The following is an 18,814-nucleotide window of genomic DNA, read 5'->3' as shown; positions in this document are numbered from 1 at the left end:
GCGTATGGCTGACGCGTGGATTGCATTGTGTGCATCGCACCCCGGTCCCGCACAGTGCTCCCATGCGCACGGAGCAGCCCCTGGCGGACGGCGTGCAGCAGGCCGCCGAGCGGCCGGTGGCACCGGTGACCCCGCTGGCCGGTGGTGCGTGGGTCGGGGTGGCGATGATGGCCGGCAGCGCGCTGTCCAACCAGGTCGGCGCCGCCGTCGGCGCGCTGGCGTTCCCGGCGATCGGCGCGGTGGGCGTGGTGGCCGTCCGGCAGTGGGTGGCCGGGGCGGTGCTGGTGGCCGTCGCCCGGCCGCGGCCCTGGCGGTTCACCGCGGCGCAGTGGCGGCCGGTGCTGCTGCTGGTCGTCGTCTTCGCCACGATGAACCTCTCGCTCTACACCGCCGTCGACCGGGTCGGGCTCGGTCTGGCGGTGACGCTGGAGTTCCTCGGCCCGCTCGCGCTGGCCCTGCGCGGCGCCCGGGGGCGAGGGCCGCTGCTGTGCGCGCTGGTGGCGGCCGGCGGGGTCGTCGTCCTCACCCGTCCCCAGCCGACCACCGACTACGTGGGCATCGGGCTCGGCCTGCTGGCCGCGGGCTGCTGGGCGGCCTACATCCTGGTCAACCGGGAGCTCGGCGCCCGGGTGCCCGGCGGGGCCGGCCCGGCGACGGCGGCGGGGATCTCCGCGCTGGTGTTCCTGCCGGTCGGGCTGGTCGTGCTCGGCCAGCACCCGCCGTCGGCGGCGACGGCGGCGTGCGCGGTCACCGCCGGGGTGCTGGCCTCCGCGGTGCCGCTGTTCGTCGACCTGCAGGCGCTGCGCCGGGTGGCCACGGGGGCCTACGGGGTGTTCATGAGCATCAACCCGGTGCTCGCCGCGGTGGTCGGGCTGGTCGTGCTGGGGGAGGGCCTGGGCTGGGACGCGTGGGCCGGCATCGTGGCCATCGTCGGCGCCAACGTGGCCAGCCAGCTGCTCGCCCGCCGGGCCACGGTCGCGACGCGGTAGCGACACGGGCGGGTGTCCGGCGCCGCGCCGGGCGCGTGGATACCCTCGCCCCGCCGTGCCCTCCCAGGCGTCGCGTCCCCACCCCTCGCACCGGAGGTACGAGTGACCCAGATGTACGCGACGGCGGCGGTCGAGCTCGCTGCCGAGCTGGCCGCGGAGCTGCCCGCCGAGCCGGGGCCCGACCCCGAGACCGCGGTCCGCGCGCTGCTGGCGATGGCCCACCTGACGCCGGCCGAGGACGAGGTGGCCGGCCTGGTCGACGGCTTCCGCGCAGCCCGGGCCGCGGTGCGGCTGCTCTACGCCGTCCCCGGGGCACGCTACGACGAGCCGGCTGTGCTGTTCAGCGCGCGGGCCTGAACCGGTCGTGGACGCACCGCTCACCGTCACCGCCGCCGCGGCCGCGCTGCGCGCCGGGGAGGTGTCCAGCGTCGAGCTGGTGGAGCAGGCGATCGACGCCGCCGACCGGCTGGACGCCCGGTTCGGCACCTTCCTCGACCGCTACGTGGACCAGGCCCGCGCGGCGGCGGTCGCCGCGGACGCCCGGCTCTCCTCCGGGGACCCGGTCGGCCCGCTCACCGGGGTCCCGCTGGGGGTCAAGGACCTGATCACCACCTCCGAGGGCCCGACCACGGCGCAGAGCCTGGTGCACGACCCGGAGTGGAACGGCCGCCGCGACGCCGTCGTGGTCACCCGGCTGCGCCATGCAGGCGGGATCGTGATGGGCAAGACGACCACCGCCGAGTTCGCCATCGGGGAGTCCGACGAGGGCAGCCCGTTCCCGGTGCTGCGCAACCCCTGGGACGCCGGCCACCACCCCGGCGGGTCCAGCTCCGGGACCGGCAGCGGGGTGGCGACGGGGCAGTTCCTCGCCGGCCTGGGCACCGACACCGGCGGCAGCATCCGCATCCCCGCGGCGTTCTGCGGCATCACCGGGCTGATGCCCACCTACGGCCGGGTGCCCAAGTCCGGGTGCGTGCCGCTGGCCTACAGCATGGACCGCATCGGCCCGATGGCCCGCAGCGCCGCCGACTGCGCCCTGCTGCTGTCGGTGCTCGCCGGCGCCGACGACTCCGACCCCACCTCGGTGCGCGAGCCGGTGGACGACTACCCGGCCGCGCTGACCGGGGACCTGACCGGGCTGCGGATCGGCGTCGACGACATGACGGCGGCCCCGGCCCGGGGCGACGACCCCGCGGTGCCCGGGGTGCTCGCGGCCGCCGTCGAGGTGCTGCGCGCGGCGGGGGCGGAGGTCGTGGACGTGCGGCTGCCGCTGTGGGCGGAGCTGAACCTGGTCAACGTCATGACCATGTTCGTCGAGGCCGCCACCTACCACCAGCCGGACTTCGAGCGGCAGTGGACGCGGTACGGGAAGCTCACGCGCAGCCGGATCGCCGCGGGCCTGTACTACAGCGCGACCGACTTCGTGCAGGCCCAGCGGGTCCGCCGCGTCGGCATGCGCCGGGTCGCCGAGCTGTTCGCCCAGGTCGACCTGGTGGTCACCCCGACCGTGACCGCCGGTGCCCCGCCACTGGTCCAGACCCGGTGGGACCGGCTGGACGGGGGCACGACGGTGCGCGCCGGCTACTGGAACACCACCGGCAACCCGGTCCTGTCGGTCCCGATGGGGTTCACCGGCGGCGGGCTGCCGCTGGGCCTGCAGATCGCCGGGCGGCCCTTCGAGGAGCAGACGGTGCTGCGCGCGGGCGAGGCGTTCCAGCGCCGCACCGACTGGCACCTGCAGGTGCCGCAGCTCGCCGACCCGGCGCAGGCGGCCTGACCGGCAGCCGGTCGCCGGGACGACCGGCTGCCCCGGCCCGGGTCACCAGCCCTGGTCGGCCGGCTTGTGCGTGAGCGCGTGGCGGTGGTGGTCGGCCAGCGCCAGCCGGCTGCCGGCCGCCTCGTCGACCACGACGGTGACGTGCGGGTGCAGCTGGAGGACCGACCCGGGCACCGACGCGGTGAGCGGGCCCTCGAGCGCGGCGGCCACGGGGGCGGCCTTCTGCTCGCCGGTGGCCACCAGCACCAGGTGCTCGGCACGCAGGATGGTGCCCAGCCCCTGGGTCAGCACGTGCCGGGGCACCGCGTCGACGTCGTCGGCGAAGAACCGCGCGTTGTCGGCGCGGGTCTGCTCGGTGAGCGTCTTCACCCGGGTGCGGCTGGACAGCGACGAGCCGGGCTCGTTGAAGCCGACGTGTCCGTTCGTGCCGATCCCCAGCAGCTGCACCACGACCGGGCCGGCCGCCTGCAGCCGCTCCTCGTACGCGAGTGCCGCCGCCAGCGGGTCCGGTGCGGCGCCGTCGGGGCCGTGCACCCGGGCCGGGTCGATCCCCACCGCGTCGGTGAGCTCCCGGCGGATGACCTCCCGGTAGGACTCCGGGTGCCCGGCGGGCAGGCCGACGTACTCGTCGAGCAGGAACGCCTCGACGTCGGCGAAGGACAACCCCTCCTCGGCGTGCCGGCGGACGAGCTCGCGGTAGGCCAGCAGCGGCGAGGACCCGGTGGCCAGGCCGAGCACGGCGGGGGCGCCCCGCACGCGGGCCCGGGCCAGCCCAGCCTGCAGCGCGTCGGCGACCACCCGCCCGCAGTCGGTGGGGGTGGGCAGCAGGACGACCTCCACGGTCAGCTCTCCTCTCGGACCCGGCGGGCAGCCGGGGGGACGGTCGTGGGGCCCGGGGACGTGGCGCGGCGGCCGAGCACGTCGCCGGTGGTCCAGCGCTCGACGACGGCGCCGTGCCCGGCGGCGCGGTAGGCCAGCATCGCCGCGCCCACCCGGCCGGCGTCCTGGCCCAGCTCGGCAGCGGCGAGCCGGGGCGCGGCCCGCCAGGCGAGCAGCCCGGCCAGCTCCCAGCGCAGCGGGGCGAGCAGCCGCTCCCCGGCCCGGCCCAGCCCGCCACCGAAGACCAGCAGCGCCGGGTCCAGGGCCATGGTCAGCGTGCTCGACGCCAGCGCGAGCGCCTGCACCGCCTCCTGCCACGCCCGGTCGGCCGCCGGGTCGGTGCCCAGCGCCGCAGCGACGTCCCCGGCCGTGCTGCCGGGCCGGCCGCCGAGCTCGGCGTAGCGGCGCGCCACGGCGGCGCCGGAGGCGTAGGCCTCCAGGCAGCCGACCTGGCCGCAGGTGCACGGTCGTCCGCCAGGGTGGACGGGCATGTGCCCGATCTCCCCGGCCGCGCGGGTGGCCCCGCTCACCACGGCCCCGCCGGTGACCAGGGCCGCAGCGATGCCGGTGCCCAGTGCGACGAAGGCGAGGTCGCGTGCGCCGCGGCCGGCGCCCAGCAGCGCCTCGGCGGCTCCCGCGGCCCGCACGTCGTGGCCGACGGCCACCGGCACGGCGACCCGCTGCTCCAGGTGGGTGCGCAGGTCGAAGTCCCGCCAGCCCAGGTTGGCCGCGAACCCGACCCGGCCGGTGGTCTCGTCGACGGTGCCCGGGGTGACGACACCGGCACCGACCACGCGCAGCCCCGACGCCGCGGCGCGGCCGGCCAGCCCGGCGAGCACCGCGGTCAGCACGTCGGCGACCGGGGTCCCGTCGGCGGGGGAGGTGGGTGCGGCCAGCTCGTGCAGCGGCCGGCCGGCGGCGTCGACGAGCGCGCCCTTGACCGTCGTCCCGCCCACGTCGACGGCGATAGCGGCCACCTCGGCCGGCGGCGCGCCGGTCACGCGTCGTCCCGGGTGGCCCGGACCGCCGCCACCACGGCCGCGACCTCCGCCGGAGAGGTGCGGGGTCGGCCGCCGGCGGGCCCGGGCGCGCGCAGGTGCACCTCCGGTACGCCGGTGCGCGTGAGCAGCGCGCCCACGTTGTTCGACCGCACCGACCCTCCGGCCAGCACGGTCACCCGTCCGTCGGCGGCCAGGGCCCGCAGCTCCTCGGCGCCGGCCGCGGCCGTGGCGGCGCCGCCGGAGGTGAGCACGCGGTGCACGCCCAGCGCCGCCAGGTCGTCGAGTGCGGCCCGACGATCGGGCACCTCGTCGAAGGCCTTGCTGAAGGTGGTCGGTGCGTCGCCGCACTCCTCGAGCAGCGCGGCGAGCACCGCCCGGTCGACCCGGCCGTCGGCGGTCAGGCCGCTGAGCACGAAGCCGACCGGCACGGTGGCACCGGCGCCCAGGGTGCGGGCGGTGCGGATGTCCGCGCGCATGACCGCGACCTCGTCGGCGTCGTAGCGGAAGTCCCCGCCGCGAGGCCGGACGAGCACCTGCACGCTCACCCGGGTCACTGCGGCCAGCGTGCGCTCGAGCATGCCGGCGCTGGGGGTGATGCCGCCCTCGAGCAGGTCGGCGCACAGCTCGACGCGGTCCGCGCCGGCGGCCTCGGCGCTCCGGGCCCCGGCGACGTCGTCGACGCAGATCTCGACCAGGGTCACGCGGTCGCGTCCCCGAGGGCGGTCCGCAGGTCGGCACCGAGCTGCAGCCGGCCGACCGGGCGGCCGCCACCGAGCACCGGCACCTCGGTGAGCGCCGCGGCCGGGGAGGTGTCGACCCCCAGGTGCCGCAGCGCCGCCAGCGCGAGCACCGTGGTCGCCCGGGGCGAGCCGTCGACGACCTTCATCGCGACCGCCTGGCCGGTGGCCGCCGCGGTCACCAGCACACCCTCGGCGCCGCCCTTGGCGAGCACACCGGGCAGCAGCTGCATGACCTGGGTGTTGACGTGTCCGGTGCCGCCGACGAACTCCGGGGCCGCGCGCATCGCGTCGGCCACCGCGCGGGCGTCGGACCCCCCCGGGCTGAGCACCATCGACCGGACGGCGCGGGCCAGCCCGAGCACGGTGGTGCCGAACAGCGGCGCGCCGCAGCCGTCGACCGCGGTCGCGGTGACCGGCCCGCCGCTGGCCCCGGCGACCGTCTCGGCCACCAGCTGCTGCAGCGGGTGGGCGGGGTCGAGGTAGCCGGCGACGTCCCATCCGTTGTGCACGCTGGCGGCCAGCATCGCGGCGTGCTTGCCCGAGCAGTTCATCCGCACCCGGCTGCGCTGCTCGCCGGCGGCGATCAGCCGCTCGCGGGTGGGTTCGTCCTCGGGCCAGTCGACCGGGCAGCCCAGCGCGGACTCGTCCAGCCCGGCCGCGGCCAGCACCTCCCGGACGACGGCGACGTGCCGGTCCTCGCCGGTGTGGCTGCCGGCCGACAGGGCGGTGGCCTCGGTGGACAGGTGCAGCCCGGCGGTGCGGCAGGCCAGCGCCTGCCACGGCTTGGTCGAGGACCGGGGCAGCACGGCGGTGTCCGCGTCGCCCAGCCGCAGCGCGACGGTGCCGTCGGCGGCCAGGCCGACCAGGGTGCCCAGGTGTCGGCTCTCGGGGAAGCCGTTGCGCTCGAGCACGGCGAGCTCGGCGTACGGGTGCTCAGGCATGGATCTCCTTGGCGGCGAGCAGGGGGACGTCCGGGGTGGTCGGCGTGCGCCGCCGGCTGGCGTCCTGCAGCCGGCTGGCCAGGGCCGACAGCAGCCCGTTGACGACGAGGTACATGAGGGTGACGACCAGGAAGGTCTGCACCAGGAGGCGGTTGTAGGAGGCCAGCACCTGCGCCCGGAACAGCAGCTCGGTGAAGGCGACGACGTAGCCCAGCGAGGTGTCCTTGAGCAGGCTGACCAGCTGGGTGACCACCGAGGGGGTGACCCGGCGGACCGCCTGGGGCAGCACGACCAGCCGCATCGACTGGGCGCCGCTCATGCCCAGGCTGCGGGCGGCCTCGTCCTGCCCGCGGGGCAGGCTGAGGATGCCGGCCCGGAAGATCTCGGCGAAGGCCGCGGAGTTGGCCACGGTCAGCGGGAGGACGAGCTTCCACAGCAGCGGCAGGTCGATGCCGTAGCGGGGCAGGCCGAACAGCGTGACGTAGATGAGCAGCAGCACCGGCAGCGAGCGGGCGACCTCGATGTAGGCGGTGGCCGGCCAGCGCACCAGCCGCGCGCGGCTGAGCCGGCCCAGGGCCAGAAGCACCCCGACCGCGGCCGACAGCACCGCGGTGACGGCGGCCGCCTGCAGGGTGCCGCGCAGCCCGACGAGCAGGTAGGACCAGATCGGCCAGCTGGCGAACGGCGCCCAGCGCTCGGCGTCCAGCTGCCCGTGCGAGGCGAACTCCCGCAGTGCGAGGACCAGGGCGGCACCGACCACGATGACGGTGACGGCGGAGGCGATCGCGATGCGGCGGCGGGTGCGGGGGCCGGGGGCGTCGTAGAGGACGCTCGCGGTCGGGGTGCGGCGCGCGCTCATCGGACGATCGCCACCCGGCGCTCGACCACGCCGCTGAGCAGCCCGATGGTGAGCGCGACCAGCATGTAGAGCACGCCGGCGCCGGCGAAGATCGGGATCGGTTGGGCTTCCACCAGGTTCACCTTGTTCGTGGCCGAGGTCAGCTCCACGACGCCGACCGCCGCGGCCAGCGCCGTGTTCATCACCAGCGCGATCAGCACGTTGCCCAGCGGCTGGACGACGGCGCGCACGGCCTGCGGCAGCACCACCAGCCGCAGGCTCTGCAGGAAGGTCAGGCCCAGCGCGCGGGCGGCCTCTGCCTGGCCCAGGGGGACGGTGTTGACCCCGCTGCGCACCGCCTCGGCGACGTAGGCGGCCTCGTAGACGACCAGCACGACCACGACGGTCGTGGTCAGCGGCATGAGCAGGCCGACGTCGGGCAGGGCGAAGACGAAGAGCACCAGCAGTGCCAGCAGCGGCACGTTGAGGAACAGCTGGACGTAGCCGAAGGCGACGCCTCGCAGCACCGGCACCGGGCTCACCCGGGCGGCGGCGACGAGCACGCCGAGCACCAGGGCGCCGACGCCGGAGACCGCGGCGATCCACAGCGTGGTCAGCAGGCCCTGCAGCAGCGGGCCGGCGTTGTCGAGCAGGGCTTCCACGGGCGGGTGTCCTCAGGGGCGGCGGGATCCGGTGGGGGCACACGCCCGGCCCGGTCGAGTGGACCGGGCCGGGGTGCGCAGGCGTCAGGAGCCGGGGACTGAGCCGATCTCCGGCGGGGTCGGGGCGTCGCCCTGGACGACGGTGCCGAGGGAGTTCTCCCAGATCTCCGTCCAGGTGCCGTCGGCGTAGATCTGTTCGAGCCAGTCGTTGACGAACTGCTTCATCTGCGGGTCGTCGTGCTTCAGGCCGATGCCGTAGGGCTCGGAGGTGAAGGGGCTCCCCACCACGGTGATGTCCTTGTTGCTCACCGCGTTGCTGGCCAGCAGCGTGACGTCCTGGACGTAGGCGTCGCCGCGGCCCTGGGTCAGCGCCTGCACCGCCTGCGGATCGGTGCCGAAGGTGATGATCTCGGCGTTCGGCGCCAGCTCCGGCACGGCGGTGACGGCAGGGGTGTTGGCCCCGACGATGACCTTCTTGCCGTCGAGGTCGTCCACCGTCTTGATGTCGGTGTTCCCGGTCTTGACCGCGATGGACAGCCCGGAGGAGAAGTACGGCCCGGCGAAGTCGACCTGCTCGGCCCGCTCCGGGGTGATCGTGTAGGTGTTGAAGACGACATCGACGGTGCCGTTGGCCAGCAGCGCCTCGCGGGTCTCGGTCGCGGGCGGCACGATCTTCACCTTCGGCTCGCCGAGGATGTAGGTGGCCAGGGCCTTGGCCATGTCGGCGTCGAAGCCGGTGACCTGGTCGGGGTTCGCCGGGTCCTGCTGGCTCAGCAGCGGGGCGTCCAGCGCCTCGGCCACGACCAGCTCGCCGCGCTCCTTGATCCGCTCCATGGTCGAGCCGGGCAGGATCGCGGCGGCCTCGGCCACCGGGGCGTCGGCGAGCACGTCGACCGCGGTGCCCGACGACGGGGCGCCGCCGGGCACCGCGGAGGAGGCCGACTCTGAGCTCCCACCGCACCCGGTGAGTGCCAGGGCGAGCACGGTGGCGCCGATGGTGGGGCCCACCAGCGCACGGGGGCGCAGCCGGGAACGGGTCGTCGACATGAGGTTCCTCCTGTCCCGCCTGCGCGGGGTCGTGGGTCCTGCGGGGGCCGTGCGGTGGTGCGGTGCCGCCGGGTGCGGGCTCAGTGCGCCAGCACCTTGGACAGGAAGGACCGGGCGCGCTCGGTGCGGGCGCCGGCGAAGAACTCCGCGGGCGTCGACTGCTCGACGACCTCTCCGGCGTCCATGAAGACCACGCGGTCGGCGACGCGGCGGGCGAACCCCATCTCGTGGGTCACCACGACCATCGTCATGCCCTCGGCGGCCAGGTCGGCCATGACGTCGAGAACGCCGCTGACCAGCTCGGGGTCCAGGGCCGAGGTGGGCTCGTCGAAGAGCATCACCTTCGGCTCCATGGCCAGCGCCCGGGCGATCGCGGCCCGCTGCTGCTGGCCGCCGGACAGCTGCGCGGGCAGCGCGTCGGCCTTGCCGGCCAGCCCTACCCGGTCGAGCAGCTCCAGCGCGCGGTCGCGGGCGACGGCCTTGGGCACCTTGCGGACGGCGACCGGTGCCATCACCAGGTTCTCCAGCACGGTGCGGTGCCCGAAGAGGTTGAAGGACTGGAACACCATCCCGACCTCGGAACGCAGCCGGGCCAGTTCGCTGCCCTCCTCGGGCAGGGGCCGGCCGTCGATCTCGATGTGACCGGAGTCGATCGTCTCCAGCCGGTTGAGGCACCGGCACAGCGTCGACTTGCCTGAGCCCGAGGGCCCGACGACGACGACGACCTCGCGGGGGGCGATCTCGAGGTCGATGTCGCGTAGCACGTGCAGGTCGCCGAAGTACTTGTTGACCGCGGAGACCGTGATCATCGCTGCCATCGTGTGTCCCTCCTCACCCGTCTCACTCCGATGGGTGCAGAGGTAAGTCCAATTTCTGGAGTATGTCAACGGAAATCTGGGCAAAGCCGGCGGACCTGGTACACACTGAGATGTGGCCCCCGTCTTTCCCTGGACGCCCAGCGGCCTGGTGTCGCCGGACTCGCCCGGGGCGGTGCTCCAGCTGGTCCGCACCGCGCACGCCTCGTCCCGCTCGGAGATCGCCCGGCTGACCGGCATCTCCGCCACGACCGCGGCCACCCGCGTGCAGGCCCTGCTCGACCACGGCTACCTCGAGGAGGCCGGGGAGGGCGTGTCGCTCGGCGGACGCCGGCCGCGGCAGGTGCGGCTGCGCACCACCGGCGGGGTGGTCGCCGCGGCGGACCTGGGTGGCTCACACGCTGCGCTGGCGCTGTTCGACCTCGGGGGCCGGCTGCTGGTCGACCGCTCGGCATCCCTCCGGGTGCAGGACGGCCCCGAGTCGGTGCTGGGCTGGGTGCACGGCCAGCTGGCGGAGATGCTCGACGGGCTGGAAGGGCCCGCGCCGCTGCGCGCGGTGACCGTCGGCGTGCCCGGGCCGGTGGACGCGCAGGCCGGCCGGGTCGTCACCCCGGCCCGGATGCCGGGCTGGCACGGCGTCGACGTCCGCGCGCTGCTGGGACGGCTGGTCGACGTCCCGGTGCTGGTGGAGAACGACGCCAACCTGATGGCGGTGGGGGAGTACGCGGCGACCCCGGAGCCGGGGAGCCACCTGGTGTTCCTCAAGGCGGGGTCGGGCATCGGCTGTGGTGTCGTCATCGACGGGCACCTGCACCGCGGGGCGCGCGGGGCCGCGGGCGACATCAGCCACGCCTCGGTCGGCACCGACTCCGACGTCCCGTGCTCGTGCGGGCGCATCGGCTGCCTGGACGCCGTGGCCAGCGGTGCCGCCGTCACCCGGGACGCAGCCGCCGCCGGCCTGCCGGTCACCGACACCACCGACGTCCTGCGGCTGGCCGCCGACGGTGAGCCGGTCTCCGCCCAGCTGCTGCGCTCCGCCGGGCGGGCCACCGGGGAGGTGCTGGCCAGCGTGCTGAACTTCTTCAACCCCGACACCCTCGTGCTCGGTGGCCGGCTGAGCCAGGCCGAGCCTTACGTCGCGGGCCTGCGCGCCGTCGTCTACGAGCGGTGCCTGCCGTTGGCCACCGACGCCCTGCAGGTCACGGTGACCCGCGCCGGTCCGCTGGCCGGCGTGATCGGCGGGGCGCACCTGGCCCTGGAGCACCTCTTCGAGCCTACCCGGGTCAACGCCACCGTCGGCTCCGGTGCCGCCGGCCCGGCCACCGCGTCCTGACCTGCAGCCGCACGACCACGGAGGCACCGATGACCCAGAGCCCGGACCGGACGCCGGTGCCCGGCTGGTTCGACCTGACCGGCCGCGTGGTCCTGGTCACCGGGGCGACCCGGGGCATCGGCCGGGAGCTGGCGTTCCACCTGGCGCAGGCCGGGGGAGAGGTCGTGGCGACGGCGCGGACGGCGCAGGACGCCGCCGCGATCGAGGCGGAGGCCGCGGACCGGGGGCTGCCGGTGACCTCGGTGCTGCTCGACGTGCGGGACGTGGGCTCGATCGGCACCGCCGTGGCCGAGGTCGTCGCGCGGCACGGCCGGATCGACGTCCTGGTCAACAACGCCGGGCTCGGCACCGCCCACCGCGCGCTCGACGTCACCGAGGACGACTTCGACGACATGATGGCGGTGAACCTGCGGGGCACCTTCTTCGTCAGCCAGGCCGTCGCCCGGGTCATGGTCCCGCGCGGCGGCGGCCGGATCGTGATGATCGGCTCGCAGGGCGGACTGGTCGGGCTGCCCGACGCCGCGGTCTACTGCGCCAGCAAGGGCGGGGTCCACCAGCTCGGCAAGGTGCTGGCCCTGGAGTGGGCCGAGCACGGCATCACCGTCAACACGGTCGCGCCGACGTTCGTGCGCACGCCCGGCACGGCGCCGTTGCTCGACGGCCCGGGGTTGCGGGACGAGGTGCTCGCCCGGATCCCGCTCGGGGTGCTGGGCACGCCCGCCGACGTCGCCGGGGCGGTGGTCTACCTGTCCGCCCCGGCCTCCCGGCTGGTGACCGGGACGGTGCTCGTGGTCGACGGCGGGTGGACCGCCCGCTGACCGGCGGTGCTCACCCCAGCGGGGGGCGGCGTCGTCCGAAGCCGGTGGCCTGCTCGAACGCGTGGCCGACCTCCAGCACCCGCCGGTCGCCCCGCGGCGGGCCGACGACCTGCAGGCCCACGGGCAGGCCGTCGGCGGTGAAGCCGCCGGGCACCGACAGCGCCGGGCAGCCGGTCGGGGTGATGAGCGTGCACGAGCGCATCCACCCCAGGTAGTCCTCCTGCGGCACGCCGGCGACCTCGGTCGGGTACTCCACCTCCACCGGGAAGGGGAGCACCTGCGTGGTGGGGGCGAGCAGGACGTCGTACCGGTCGAACCAGGCGACGACGCGCTCGTACAGCTTCGTGTGCGCGAGCTCGGCGCGGCCCACGTCGGCACCGGTCAGCTTCGCGCCGACCTCGACGTTCCAGCGGATCGACTCCTTGAACGACTCGGGCGTGCGGCGCACCCGCTCGCCGAAGGTGGCCTGGAACTGCCAGCTGCGCAGCACCTCGAACACCTGCTGGGCGTCGGTCAGGTCGGGGCACGCCTCGTCCACCCGGGCGCCGAGGTCCTCGAACACCCGGACCGAGGCGCCCAGGACCTCCAGGATCGCCGGGTCGACCGGGATGCGGCCGCCCAGGTCCGGTGCCCAGCCGATCCGCAGGCCGTCCAGTCGCTCGGGCAGCGCCGCCGCGAAGGAGGCCCCGTCGTCGCCGAGGGAGATGGGGACGCGCGGGTCGGGCCCGGCCAGGGCCGACAGCTGCAGCGCCACGTCGGCCACGGTGCGGCCCAGCGGGCCCTGCACCTGCATCTGCGACCACCCGACCGCCGCGGGATGCGAGGGCACCCGGCCGGGCGTGGGCCGCAGCCCGACGACGTTGTTGAAGGCCGCCGGGTTGCGCAGCGACCCGCCCATGTCGCCGCCCTCGGCCAGGGGCACCAGGCCGGCGGCCAGCGAGGCGGCTGCCCCGCCGGAGGAGCCGCCGGCGGACAGGCCGTGGCGGTAGGGGTTGTGCGTCACGCCGAAGACGGTGTTGAAGGTGTGCGAGCCGGCCGCGAACTCGGGGGTGTTGGTCTTGCCGACCCGGATGGCGCCGGCGGCCCTGAGCCGGGCGACGACGAGCTCGTCGTGGGCGGGCACGGTGTCGGCGTGCAGCGGCGAGCCGAACGTCGTGCGCATCCCGCCGGTGAGGTGGGTGTCCTTGTGGGCCACCGGCAGGCCGTGCAGCGGGCCGACGTCCTCGCCGGCGGCCAGCGCGGCGTCGGCGGCGTCGGCCGCGGCCCGGGCGCCGTCGGCGTCCAGCGTCACGATCGCGTTGAGCCCGGGGTTCAGCTGGTCGATCCGGTCCAGGTGGGCGTCCATCAGCTCACGCGCGGACACCTGCCCGTCCCGGAGGAGGGCGGCCAGCTCGGTCGCCGGTCGGGTGCACAGGTCTTCGTGGACTGGAGTCATCGTCGGCATCCCTGGTCAGTCGGCAGTGCCGGGCCCGGAGCGGGTCGCCCCGACACCTTAGCGCTGAGGTACCTCGCGCGGGGTTCGGGACGCCGACCGGGTCAGGGCGCGGCGGGCGTGCGCCCGAGGGTGACGAGCAGCCGGCGCAGCAGGCCGGCCAGCTGCTGCTGGTCCTCCGCGCTCAGGCCGGCGAGGAGGCGGCGCTCGGTCTCCAGGTGGTCGGGCAGCGCGGCGTCCAGGGCCTGCCCGCCGAGCTCGGTCAGCGTGACCAGGACCGCGCGGCCGTCGTCCTCGCTGGGCTCACGGGAGATGAGGCCCTTCTCCTCGAGCCGGTCCAGCCGCTGCGTGATCGCACCCGAGGTGACCAGCGCGGTGCGCATGAGCGCCGTCGGGGTGAGCTGGTAGGGCCGTCCCGCCCGGCGCAGCGCGGCCAGGACGTCGAAGGCGGCGGCGTCGAGGCCGTGCCGGGCGAAGGTCTCCCGCTGGGCGAGGTAGACCTCGCGCTGGGCCTGGGTGACGCGGGCGATGACGCCCATGGGGGAGCAGTCCAGGTCCGGCCGTTCCCGCCCCCACTGCTCCAGGATCAGGTCCACCGCGTCCGCGTCCGCCTGCGCCATGGCGGTCATGCTAACGACGCGGTGCCCGGGTCCGGCCCGTTCGGCGGGGGTGGTCACCGAGAGATCTGCTGGTCGGCGAGGTGGTCGGCCAGCGTCCGGGCCGGGCGGCCCAGCAGGGCCTCGAGTGCCCAGGGGCTGCCGGCGAACCCGTGCTCCCGGTACCAGTCGAACATCAGCCGGCGGCAGTGCGCGGCGTACTCCGACACCGGGGGCACCGGCCCGGCGGGGACGACGTCCACCGCGGTGACCTCGCGGTCCAGCCGCTCGGCGAGCAGCCGGGCGATCGCCGGGGCGGTGAGCGGTTCAGGGCCGGCCACCTCGACGGTGCCGCCGTCCAGGCCGTCCTCGGTGAGCAGCACGGCGGCCACCTCGGCGACGTCGCGCAGGTCGACCAGCGACTGACCGCGGGTGAGCCCCCAGGGGCTCGGGAAGCGCCCGGTCGCGGCGACGTCGGCCAGCCCCGCGTCGAGGTTGTCGGCGTAGGCGCAGGGCCGCAGGATGCGCCAGGGCACCCCGCCGGCCACGACCGCCTCCTCGACCCGTTCCTTGGCGGCGTGGTGGGGCATGGCCCGGACCTGCGGGTGCAGGACCGAGTGGTGGACCAGCCGGCCCACGCCGGCCCGCCGGGCGGCGGCGAGGACGGCGAGGGAGCCCGACTCCTCCCGGACGTCGAAGTTGGGCCAGACCAGGTGGACCGCCCGTGCCCCGGCCAGCCGCGCCGGCAGGGAGTCGACGTCGGTGAGGTCGGCCTGCACCACCTCCGCGCCCAGTGCCGTCAGCGCCGCCGAGGCGCGCGGGGACGACACCAGGGCGCGGACGGCGCAACCGCGGGCGCGCAGCGCGGCGACCACGGCCAGCCCCGTGCGTCCCCCGGCGGCGGTGACGACGATCATCGGCTCAGAGGAAGTCGTACTCGTTGGCCGAGGCGCCGCCGGACAGCAGCGCGTAGCCGGGGCCGCGGTCGAAGAACGGCTCGACGTCGGTCCGGCCGTCCCGGACCTCGGCCCGCAGCCGGTCGGTGGCCGCCTGGTCGACCGAGCCGTCCTCGGCCACCACCACGCCGTAGTCGCGGCGGGCACCGGCGACGCTGATCTTGCGCCAGGCGATGTCCTGGAGCACCTCGTCGACCGGGCGCTCCAGCGGGTCGCCCCAGCCACCGCCGCCCGTCGTCCGCACCCGCACCACGGTGCCGGCCTTGAGCGGTTCGGCGTCGGCGAGTGCGTCGACCTCGTGCTCGTCGGGCCCGCCGGGGTCGACGGTGATCGAGAACGGCCGGCCCGCCCTGCCGCCGTTGACGCCCCAGCAGGACAGGATCGAGCGGTCGGCGATGGACATGAAGTGCGCGTCGCGCAGCACCCGGATGTCCTTCTCGTAGCCACAACCACCGCGGTACCGGCCCGGCCCGCCGGAGTCCTGCGCCAGCGCGAGCCGCTCGATCCGCAGCGGGAACCGCGACTCGGTGAACTCCGTGGGCAGGTTCCGGGAGTCGGGGACGACGTGGATCGTGTCCTCCCCGTCGGCGTAGTAGCGCCCGCCCGACCCGCCGCCGAGCACCTCGCGCATCAGGTAGGGCTCGCCGTCGGCGTCGGTGCCGTAGACGCCGGTGTAGCGGATCGTCTCCTGGTCGGCCGGCATCCTCCCCCCCGTGGCCTTGGCCAGCACCCCGGCCAGCACCCCGAGCAGGCGCAGGATGACGAAGGTCCTGGCATTGGTGGGTGCCGGGAAGATCGGCGTGAGCAGCGTGCCCTTCTCCGGGAAGCGCATCTCGATCAGCGGGACGACGCCCTCGTTGACGTCCAGCTGCGCCATCCGCTCCGGCGTGGCGGCGAGGTTGCGCAGGATCGGGGCCAGCCACTTCTTCAGGAAGTTGCCGTCGGCGTAGTCGCCGCAGTGGTTGATCGGGCCCTTGGCCTGCGGCCCGGTGCCGGTGAAGTCGATGACCAGCGGGACGTCGGCGGCCGAGTCCATGGTCAGGGTGATCCGCTGCCGGTGCAGCTGCGGTTCGTCGACGCCGTCGTGCTCGGCGTAGTCCTCCCAGACGTAGGTGCCGTCGGGGATCTGGGACAGCACCTCCCGTCGGTAGACCTCCGTCGAACTGGTCAGGCCGGCCTCGAAGCAGGCCTCGATCGCCTCGACGCCGTAGCGGTCGAACAGCTCGCCGAGCCGCCGGGCGCCGGCCAGGCAGGCCGAGCACTCCGCGTCCAGGTCCGCGGCCAGCGAGTCCGGCATCCGCGAGTTGCGGGTCATGATCTTCAGCGCGCTCTCGTTGGGCACCCCGCGGTCCCACAGCTTGATCGGCGGGACCATCAGCCCCTCCTCGAACACGCTGGTCGCCGCCGACGGCATGGAGCCGGGCACCGCGCCGCCGATGTCGTCGTGGTGGCCGAAGGCCTGCACGAACGCCACGACGGTGGGCTCGCCGTCGACGTCGGCGAACACCGGCACCGTGACGCACAGGTCGGGCAGGTGGCCGATCCCGCCCTCGGAGAGGTAGACGTCGTTGTGGAAGTAGACGTCGCCGGGGGCCATCGTCGCGATCGGGTAGTCGCGCACCACCGGCTGCACGAGCGCGGAGTACGACCGCCCGGTGAGCTTGCGCATCTGCCGGTCGTGGATGCCGGCCCGGAAGTCGTGCGCGTCCCGGATCATCGGCGAGCGGGAGGTGCGCCCGATCGACGTCTCCACCTCGCGCTCGATCGCCGCCAGCGTCCCCGCGACGATCTCGACGAGCACCGGGTCGGCCTGGACCTTGCTCGACGTCTCGCTCATCGCACGTCCTCTCGGGTCAGCAGCAGGTTGCCGTGGGCGTCGACGGCGGCGGAGAAGCCGGGGTGCACCGGCACGGTCGAGCCGAACTCCTCGACGATCGCCGGGCCCGGGACCACGTCACCGGGGGCCAGTGCCGTCCGGTCGTAGGTCGGGGTGTCGACCCAGTCGTCGAAGAAGACCGGGCGCCGTCCGGTGACCGCCCGGTCGGGCCCGCCGTCCCGGGCCGGCAGCTCGACGACGTCGGGACGGCGGATCGGGCCGATGCCGGTCACCCGCAGGTTCACCCACTCCACCGCCTGGCGCGGGTCGGCCGAGAAGTCGTAGCCGTACAGCTGGCGGTGCGCGGCGTGGAAGGCCTGCGCCGCCTGCTCGACGGCCGCGGCGTCCAGCACGCCGTCGGCGACGGGCACCCGCACCTCGAAGGCCTGCCCGACGTAGCGCAGGTCGGCGTTGCGCTGTAGCCGCTGGGCGTCGGGCCCGAAGCCCTCCCCGGCGAGGGCGGCGGCCGCCTGCGCCTCGAGGTCGACGTAGATCGACCGCAGCCGGTCGAGGTCCAGGTCGGTGTGCCGGGAGACCATCGTCTGCACGTAGTCGTTGCGGACGTCGACGGTGAGCAGGCCGAAGGCACTGACGTTGCCCGGGTTGGGCGGCACCAGCGTGCGCGGCAGGCCGAGGACGTCCATCAGCCGGCAGGCCAGCAGCGAGCCCGAGCCGCCGAAGGTGGTGAGGGTGAAGTCGCGGACGTCGAGGCCGCGGGCCACGGTCACCTGCCGCAGCGCGTTGGCCTGGTTCCACGCCGAGATCTCCAGGATGCCGGTCGCGGCCTGCTCGACCGTGAGCCCGAGCGTGGCGCCGAGCGCCTCGAGCCCGGTGCGGGCCGCGTCGACCGACAGCGGGATCTCCCCGCCGAGCAGGTGCGGGGGGATCCGGCCCAGGACGACGTGCGCGTCGGTGACGGTGGGCTGGTCGCCGCCGTTGGCGTAGCAGATCGGGCCCGGGTCGGCGCCCGCCGACTTCGGCCCCACCTTGAGCGTGCCCTCCGGCGACAGCCAGGCGATCGACCCGCCACCGGCGCCGACGGTGACGACGTCGATCATCGGGATCTTGCTCGGGTAGTCACCGACCGAGCCCTCGGTGGTGAGCGTGGGCTGGCCGTCGACGACCACCGTGACGTCGGTCGAGGTGCCGCCGCCGTCGCAGGTGAGCACCCGGTCGAAGCCGGCGACCCCGGCGATCAGGGCCGCGCCCAGCGCGCCGGCGGCAGGCCCCGACAGCATCGTGGTGATCGGCTGGTGCACCACCTCTGCGGCCGACAGCACGCCGCCGTTGCTCTTCATCACGTAGAACGGCACGCCCGGCGCGAGCTCGTCCAGCCGGTGCCGGATGTTGCGCACGTAGGCGCCGACCTTCGGCTTCACCGCGGCGTCGACCAGCGTGGTGACCGACCGCTCGTACTCGCGGTACTCGCGCAGCACCTGGCTGGAGATCGACACGACGGCGTCCGGGCACTCCTCGCGCAGCACCTCGAGCATCGCGCGCTCGTGGGCGTCGTCGGCGTAGGAGTGCAGGAAGCAGACGCCGAGGGTGGTGATGCCAGCGTCGCGGAAGAACCGGGCGGCCGCGACGGCGTCCTCGCGGGAGAAGGGGCGCACCTCGGCGCCGGTGACGTCGAGCCGGCCGCGCACCGTGCGCACCAGGTCGGCCGGGACGATCCGCGGCGGCTTGACCCAGAAGTAGCTGTTGCCGTAGCCGTCGGGCACCGACTGCCGGGCGATCTCCAGCACCGACTCGTAGCCCTCGGTGGTGATGAAGCCGATCCGGTCGAGCTTGCCCTCCAGCAGCTGGTTGGTGGCCACCGTCGTCCCGTGGCTGACCGCGGTGACGCTCGAGCCGTCCAGCCCCAGCAGGTCCAGCACCTTGCGGACGCCGGTGAGGAAGCCCTCGGCCGGGTCGGCCGGGGTGGAGGGCGTCTTGGTCGTGGCCGTGCGGCCGGTCTCCTCGTCCACGGCGACGACGTCGGTGAACGTCCCGCCGGTGTCGATGCCGATGCGGATCTGACGTGCGCGGGCGGGTGTCCCCATGGGATTTACCTTAGTGGTGAGATACCTCGGGCGGAAGGGGGCGCGGGGACTGCCGGTCCGGTGCGGCCGCGT

General features: G+C 75.1%; 18 protein-coding genes. 5 read left to right on the top strand and 13 right to left on the bottom strand.

Translation table 11 applies throughout. The annotated features are described in order from the left end of the window. Positions 1-62 precede the first annotated feature (62 nt). The 3 genes from O2W14_RS17285 to O2W14_RS17275 all read left to right on the top strand — a co-directional run bounded on the left by O2W14_RS17285 (position 63) and on the right by O2W14_RS17275 (position 2,766). A complete protein-coding gene (locus O2W14_RS17285) occupies positions 63-989 on the top strand; it encodes an EamA family transporter (protein WP_269177357.1) in 927 nt (308 codons plus the stop codon). Positions 990-1,091: 102 nt separating this feature from the next. Then, a complete protein-coding gene (locus O2W14_RS17280; RefSeq protein ID WP_269177356.1) occupies positions 1,092-1,346 on the top strand; it encodes a hypothetical protein in 255 nt (84 codons plus the stop codon). Between the two features lie 7 nt (positions 1,347-1,353). Next, entirely contained in the window at positions 1,354-2,766 is a 1,413-nt protein-coding gene (locus O2W14_RS17275; RefSeq protein ID WP_269177355.1) for an amidase, read from the top strand. A 42-nt stretch (positions 2,767-2,808) separates the two neighbouring features. Here O2W14_RS17275 and nagB read toward each other — a convergent pair whose 3' ends face one another. From nagB to O2W14_RS17235, 8 genes are all read right to left on the bottom strand, one after another. After that, complete coding sequence (gene nagB / locus O2W14_RS17270) at positions 2,809-3,606, bottom strand: glucosamine-6-phosphate deaminase (RefSeq protein WP_269177354.1); 798 nt, start codon at positions 3,604-3,606, stop codon at positions 2,809-2,811. 2 nt (positions 3,607-3,608) lie between these two features. Then, positions 3,609-4,646, bottom strand: coding sequence for an ROK family protein (locus tag O2W14_RS17265; protein WP_269177353.1), 1,038 nt, complete (start codon positions 4,644-4,646; stop codon positions 3,609-3,611). Beyond that, entirely contained in the window at positions 4,643-5,347 is a 705-nt protein-coding gene (locus O2W14_RS17260; RefSeq protein WP_269177352.1) for a copper homeostasis protein CutC, read from the bottom strand. Before O2W14_RS17260 ends, O2W14_RS17265 begins: the two co-directional genes overlap by 4 nt. Beyond that, a complete protein-coding gene (locus tag O2W14_RS17255) occupies positions 5,344-6,327 on the bottom strand; it encodes an asparaginase (protein ID WP_269177351.1) in 984 nt (327 codons plus the stop codon). The genes O2W14_RS17260 and O2W14_RS17255 overlap by 4 nt, the downstream gene beginning before the upstream one ends. Continuing rightward, positions 6,320-7,186: an amino acid ABC transporter permease gene (locus O2W14_RS17250; RefSeq protein ID WP_269177350.1), complete on the bottom strand. Its 867-nt coding sequence runs from the start codon at positions 7,184-7,186 to the stop codon at positions 6,320-6,322. The genes O2W14_RS17255 and O2W14_RS17250 overlap by 8 nt, the downstream gene beginning before the upstream one ends. Further along, a complete protein-coding gene (locus tag O2W14_RS17245; protein WP_269177349.1) occupies positions 7,183-7,827 on the bottom strand; it encodes an amino acid ABC transporter permease in 645 nt (214 codons plus the stop codon). Before O2W14_RS17245 ends, O2W14_RS17250 begins: the two co-directional genes overlap by 4 nt. 84 nt (positions 7,828-7,911) lie before the next feature. Beyond that, positions 7,912-8,874 carry a glutamate ABC transporter substrate-binding protein gene (locus O2W14_RS17240; RefSeq protein ID WP_269177348.1) on the bottom strand — a complete coding sequence of 321 codons (963 nt, stop codon included), beginning with the start codon at positions 8,872-8,874 and terminating at the stop codon, positions 7,912-7,914. Between the two features lie 80 nt (positions 8,875-8,954). Then, positions 8,955-9,692: an amino acid ABC transporter ATP-binding protein gene (locus O2W14_RS17235; protein ID WP_269177347.1), complete on the bottom strand. Its 738-nt coding sequence runs from the start codon at positions 9,690-9,692 to the stop codon at positions 8,955-8,957. 112 nt (positions 9,693-9,804) lie between these two features. On the opposite strand from O2W14_RS17235, the gene O2W14_RS17230 reads away from it, so the two are divergent. Then, positions 9,805-11,022: an ROK family transcriptional regulator gene (locus O2W14_RS17230; protein ID WP_269177346.1), complete on the top strand. Its 1,218-nt coding sequence runs from the start codon at positions 9,805-9,807 to the stop codon at positions 11,020-11,022. A 29-nt stretch (positions 11,023-11,051) separates the two neighbouring features. Further along, complete coding sequence (locus tag O2W14_RS17225; RefSeq protein ID WP_269177345.1) at positions 11,052-11,840, top strand: SDR family NAD(P)-dependent oxidoreductase; 789 nt, start codon at positions 11,052-11,054, stop codon at positions 11,838-11,840. A 10-nt stretch (positions 11,841-11,850) separates the two neighbouring features. Here the strand turns inward: O2W14_RS17225 and O2W14_RS17220 are convergent, their stop codons facing one another. The 5 genes from O2W14_RS17220 to O2W14_RS17200 form a co-directional block, all read right to left on the bottom strand. Then, the gene (locus O2W14_RS17220; RefSeq protein WP_269177344.1) at positions 11,851-13,275 is read right to left on the bottom strand and encodes an amidase; all 1,425 of its coding nucleotides are present in this window, start codon (positions 13,273-13,275) and stop codon (positions 11,851-11,853) included. Positions 13,276-13,376: 101 nt separating this feature from the next. Beyond that, a complete protein-coding gene (locus O2W14_RS17215; protein ID WP_269177343.1) occupies positions 13,377-13,892 on the bottom strand; it encodes a MarR family winged helix-turn-helix transcriptional regulator in 516 nt (171 codons plus the stop codon). Positions 13,893-13,945: 53 nt separating this feature from the next. Next, entirely contained in the window at positions 13,946-14,785 is an 840-nt protein-coding gene (locus O2W14_RS17210; protein WP_269177342.1) for an SDR family oxidoreductase, read from the bottom strand. Between the two features lie 4 nt (positions 14,786-14,789). Then, complete coding sequence (locus tag O2W14_RS17205; protein ID WP_269177341.1) at positions 14,790-16,661, bottom strand: hydantoinase B/oxoprolinase family protein; 1,872 nt, start codon at positions 16,659-16,661, stop codon at positions 14,790-14,792. After that, a complete protein-coding gene (locus O2W14_RS17200; protein ID WP_269177340.1) occupies positions 16,658-18,742 on the bottom strand; it encodes a hydantoinase/oxoprolinase family protein in 2,085 nt (694 codons plus the stop codon). The genes O2W14_RS17205 and O2W14_RS17200 overlap by 4 nt, the downstream gene beginning before the upstream one ends. Positions 18,743-18,814: the final 72 nt, after the last annotated feature.

Source organism: Modestobacter sp. VKM Ac-2986, from assembly GCF_026967795.1.
Classification (GTDB): Bacteria; Actinomycetota; Actinomycetes; order Mycobacteriales; family Geodermatophilaceae; genus Modestobacter.
The sequence above is the reverse complement of the archived record's forward strand: the minus strand, read 5'-3'. Positions and strand labels throughout refer to the sequence as shown.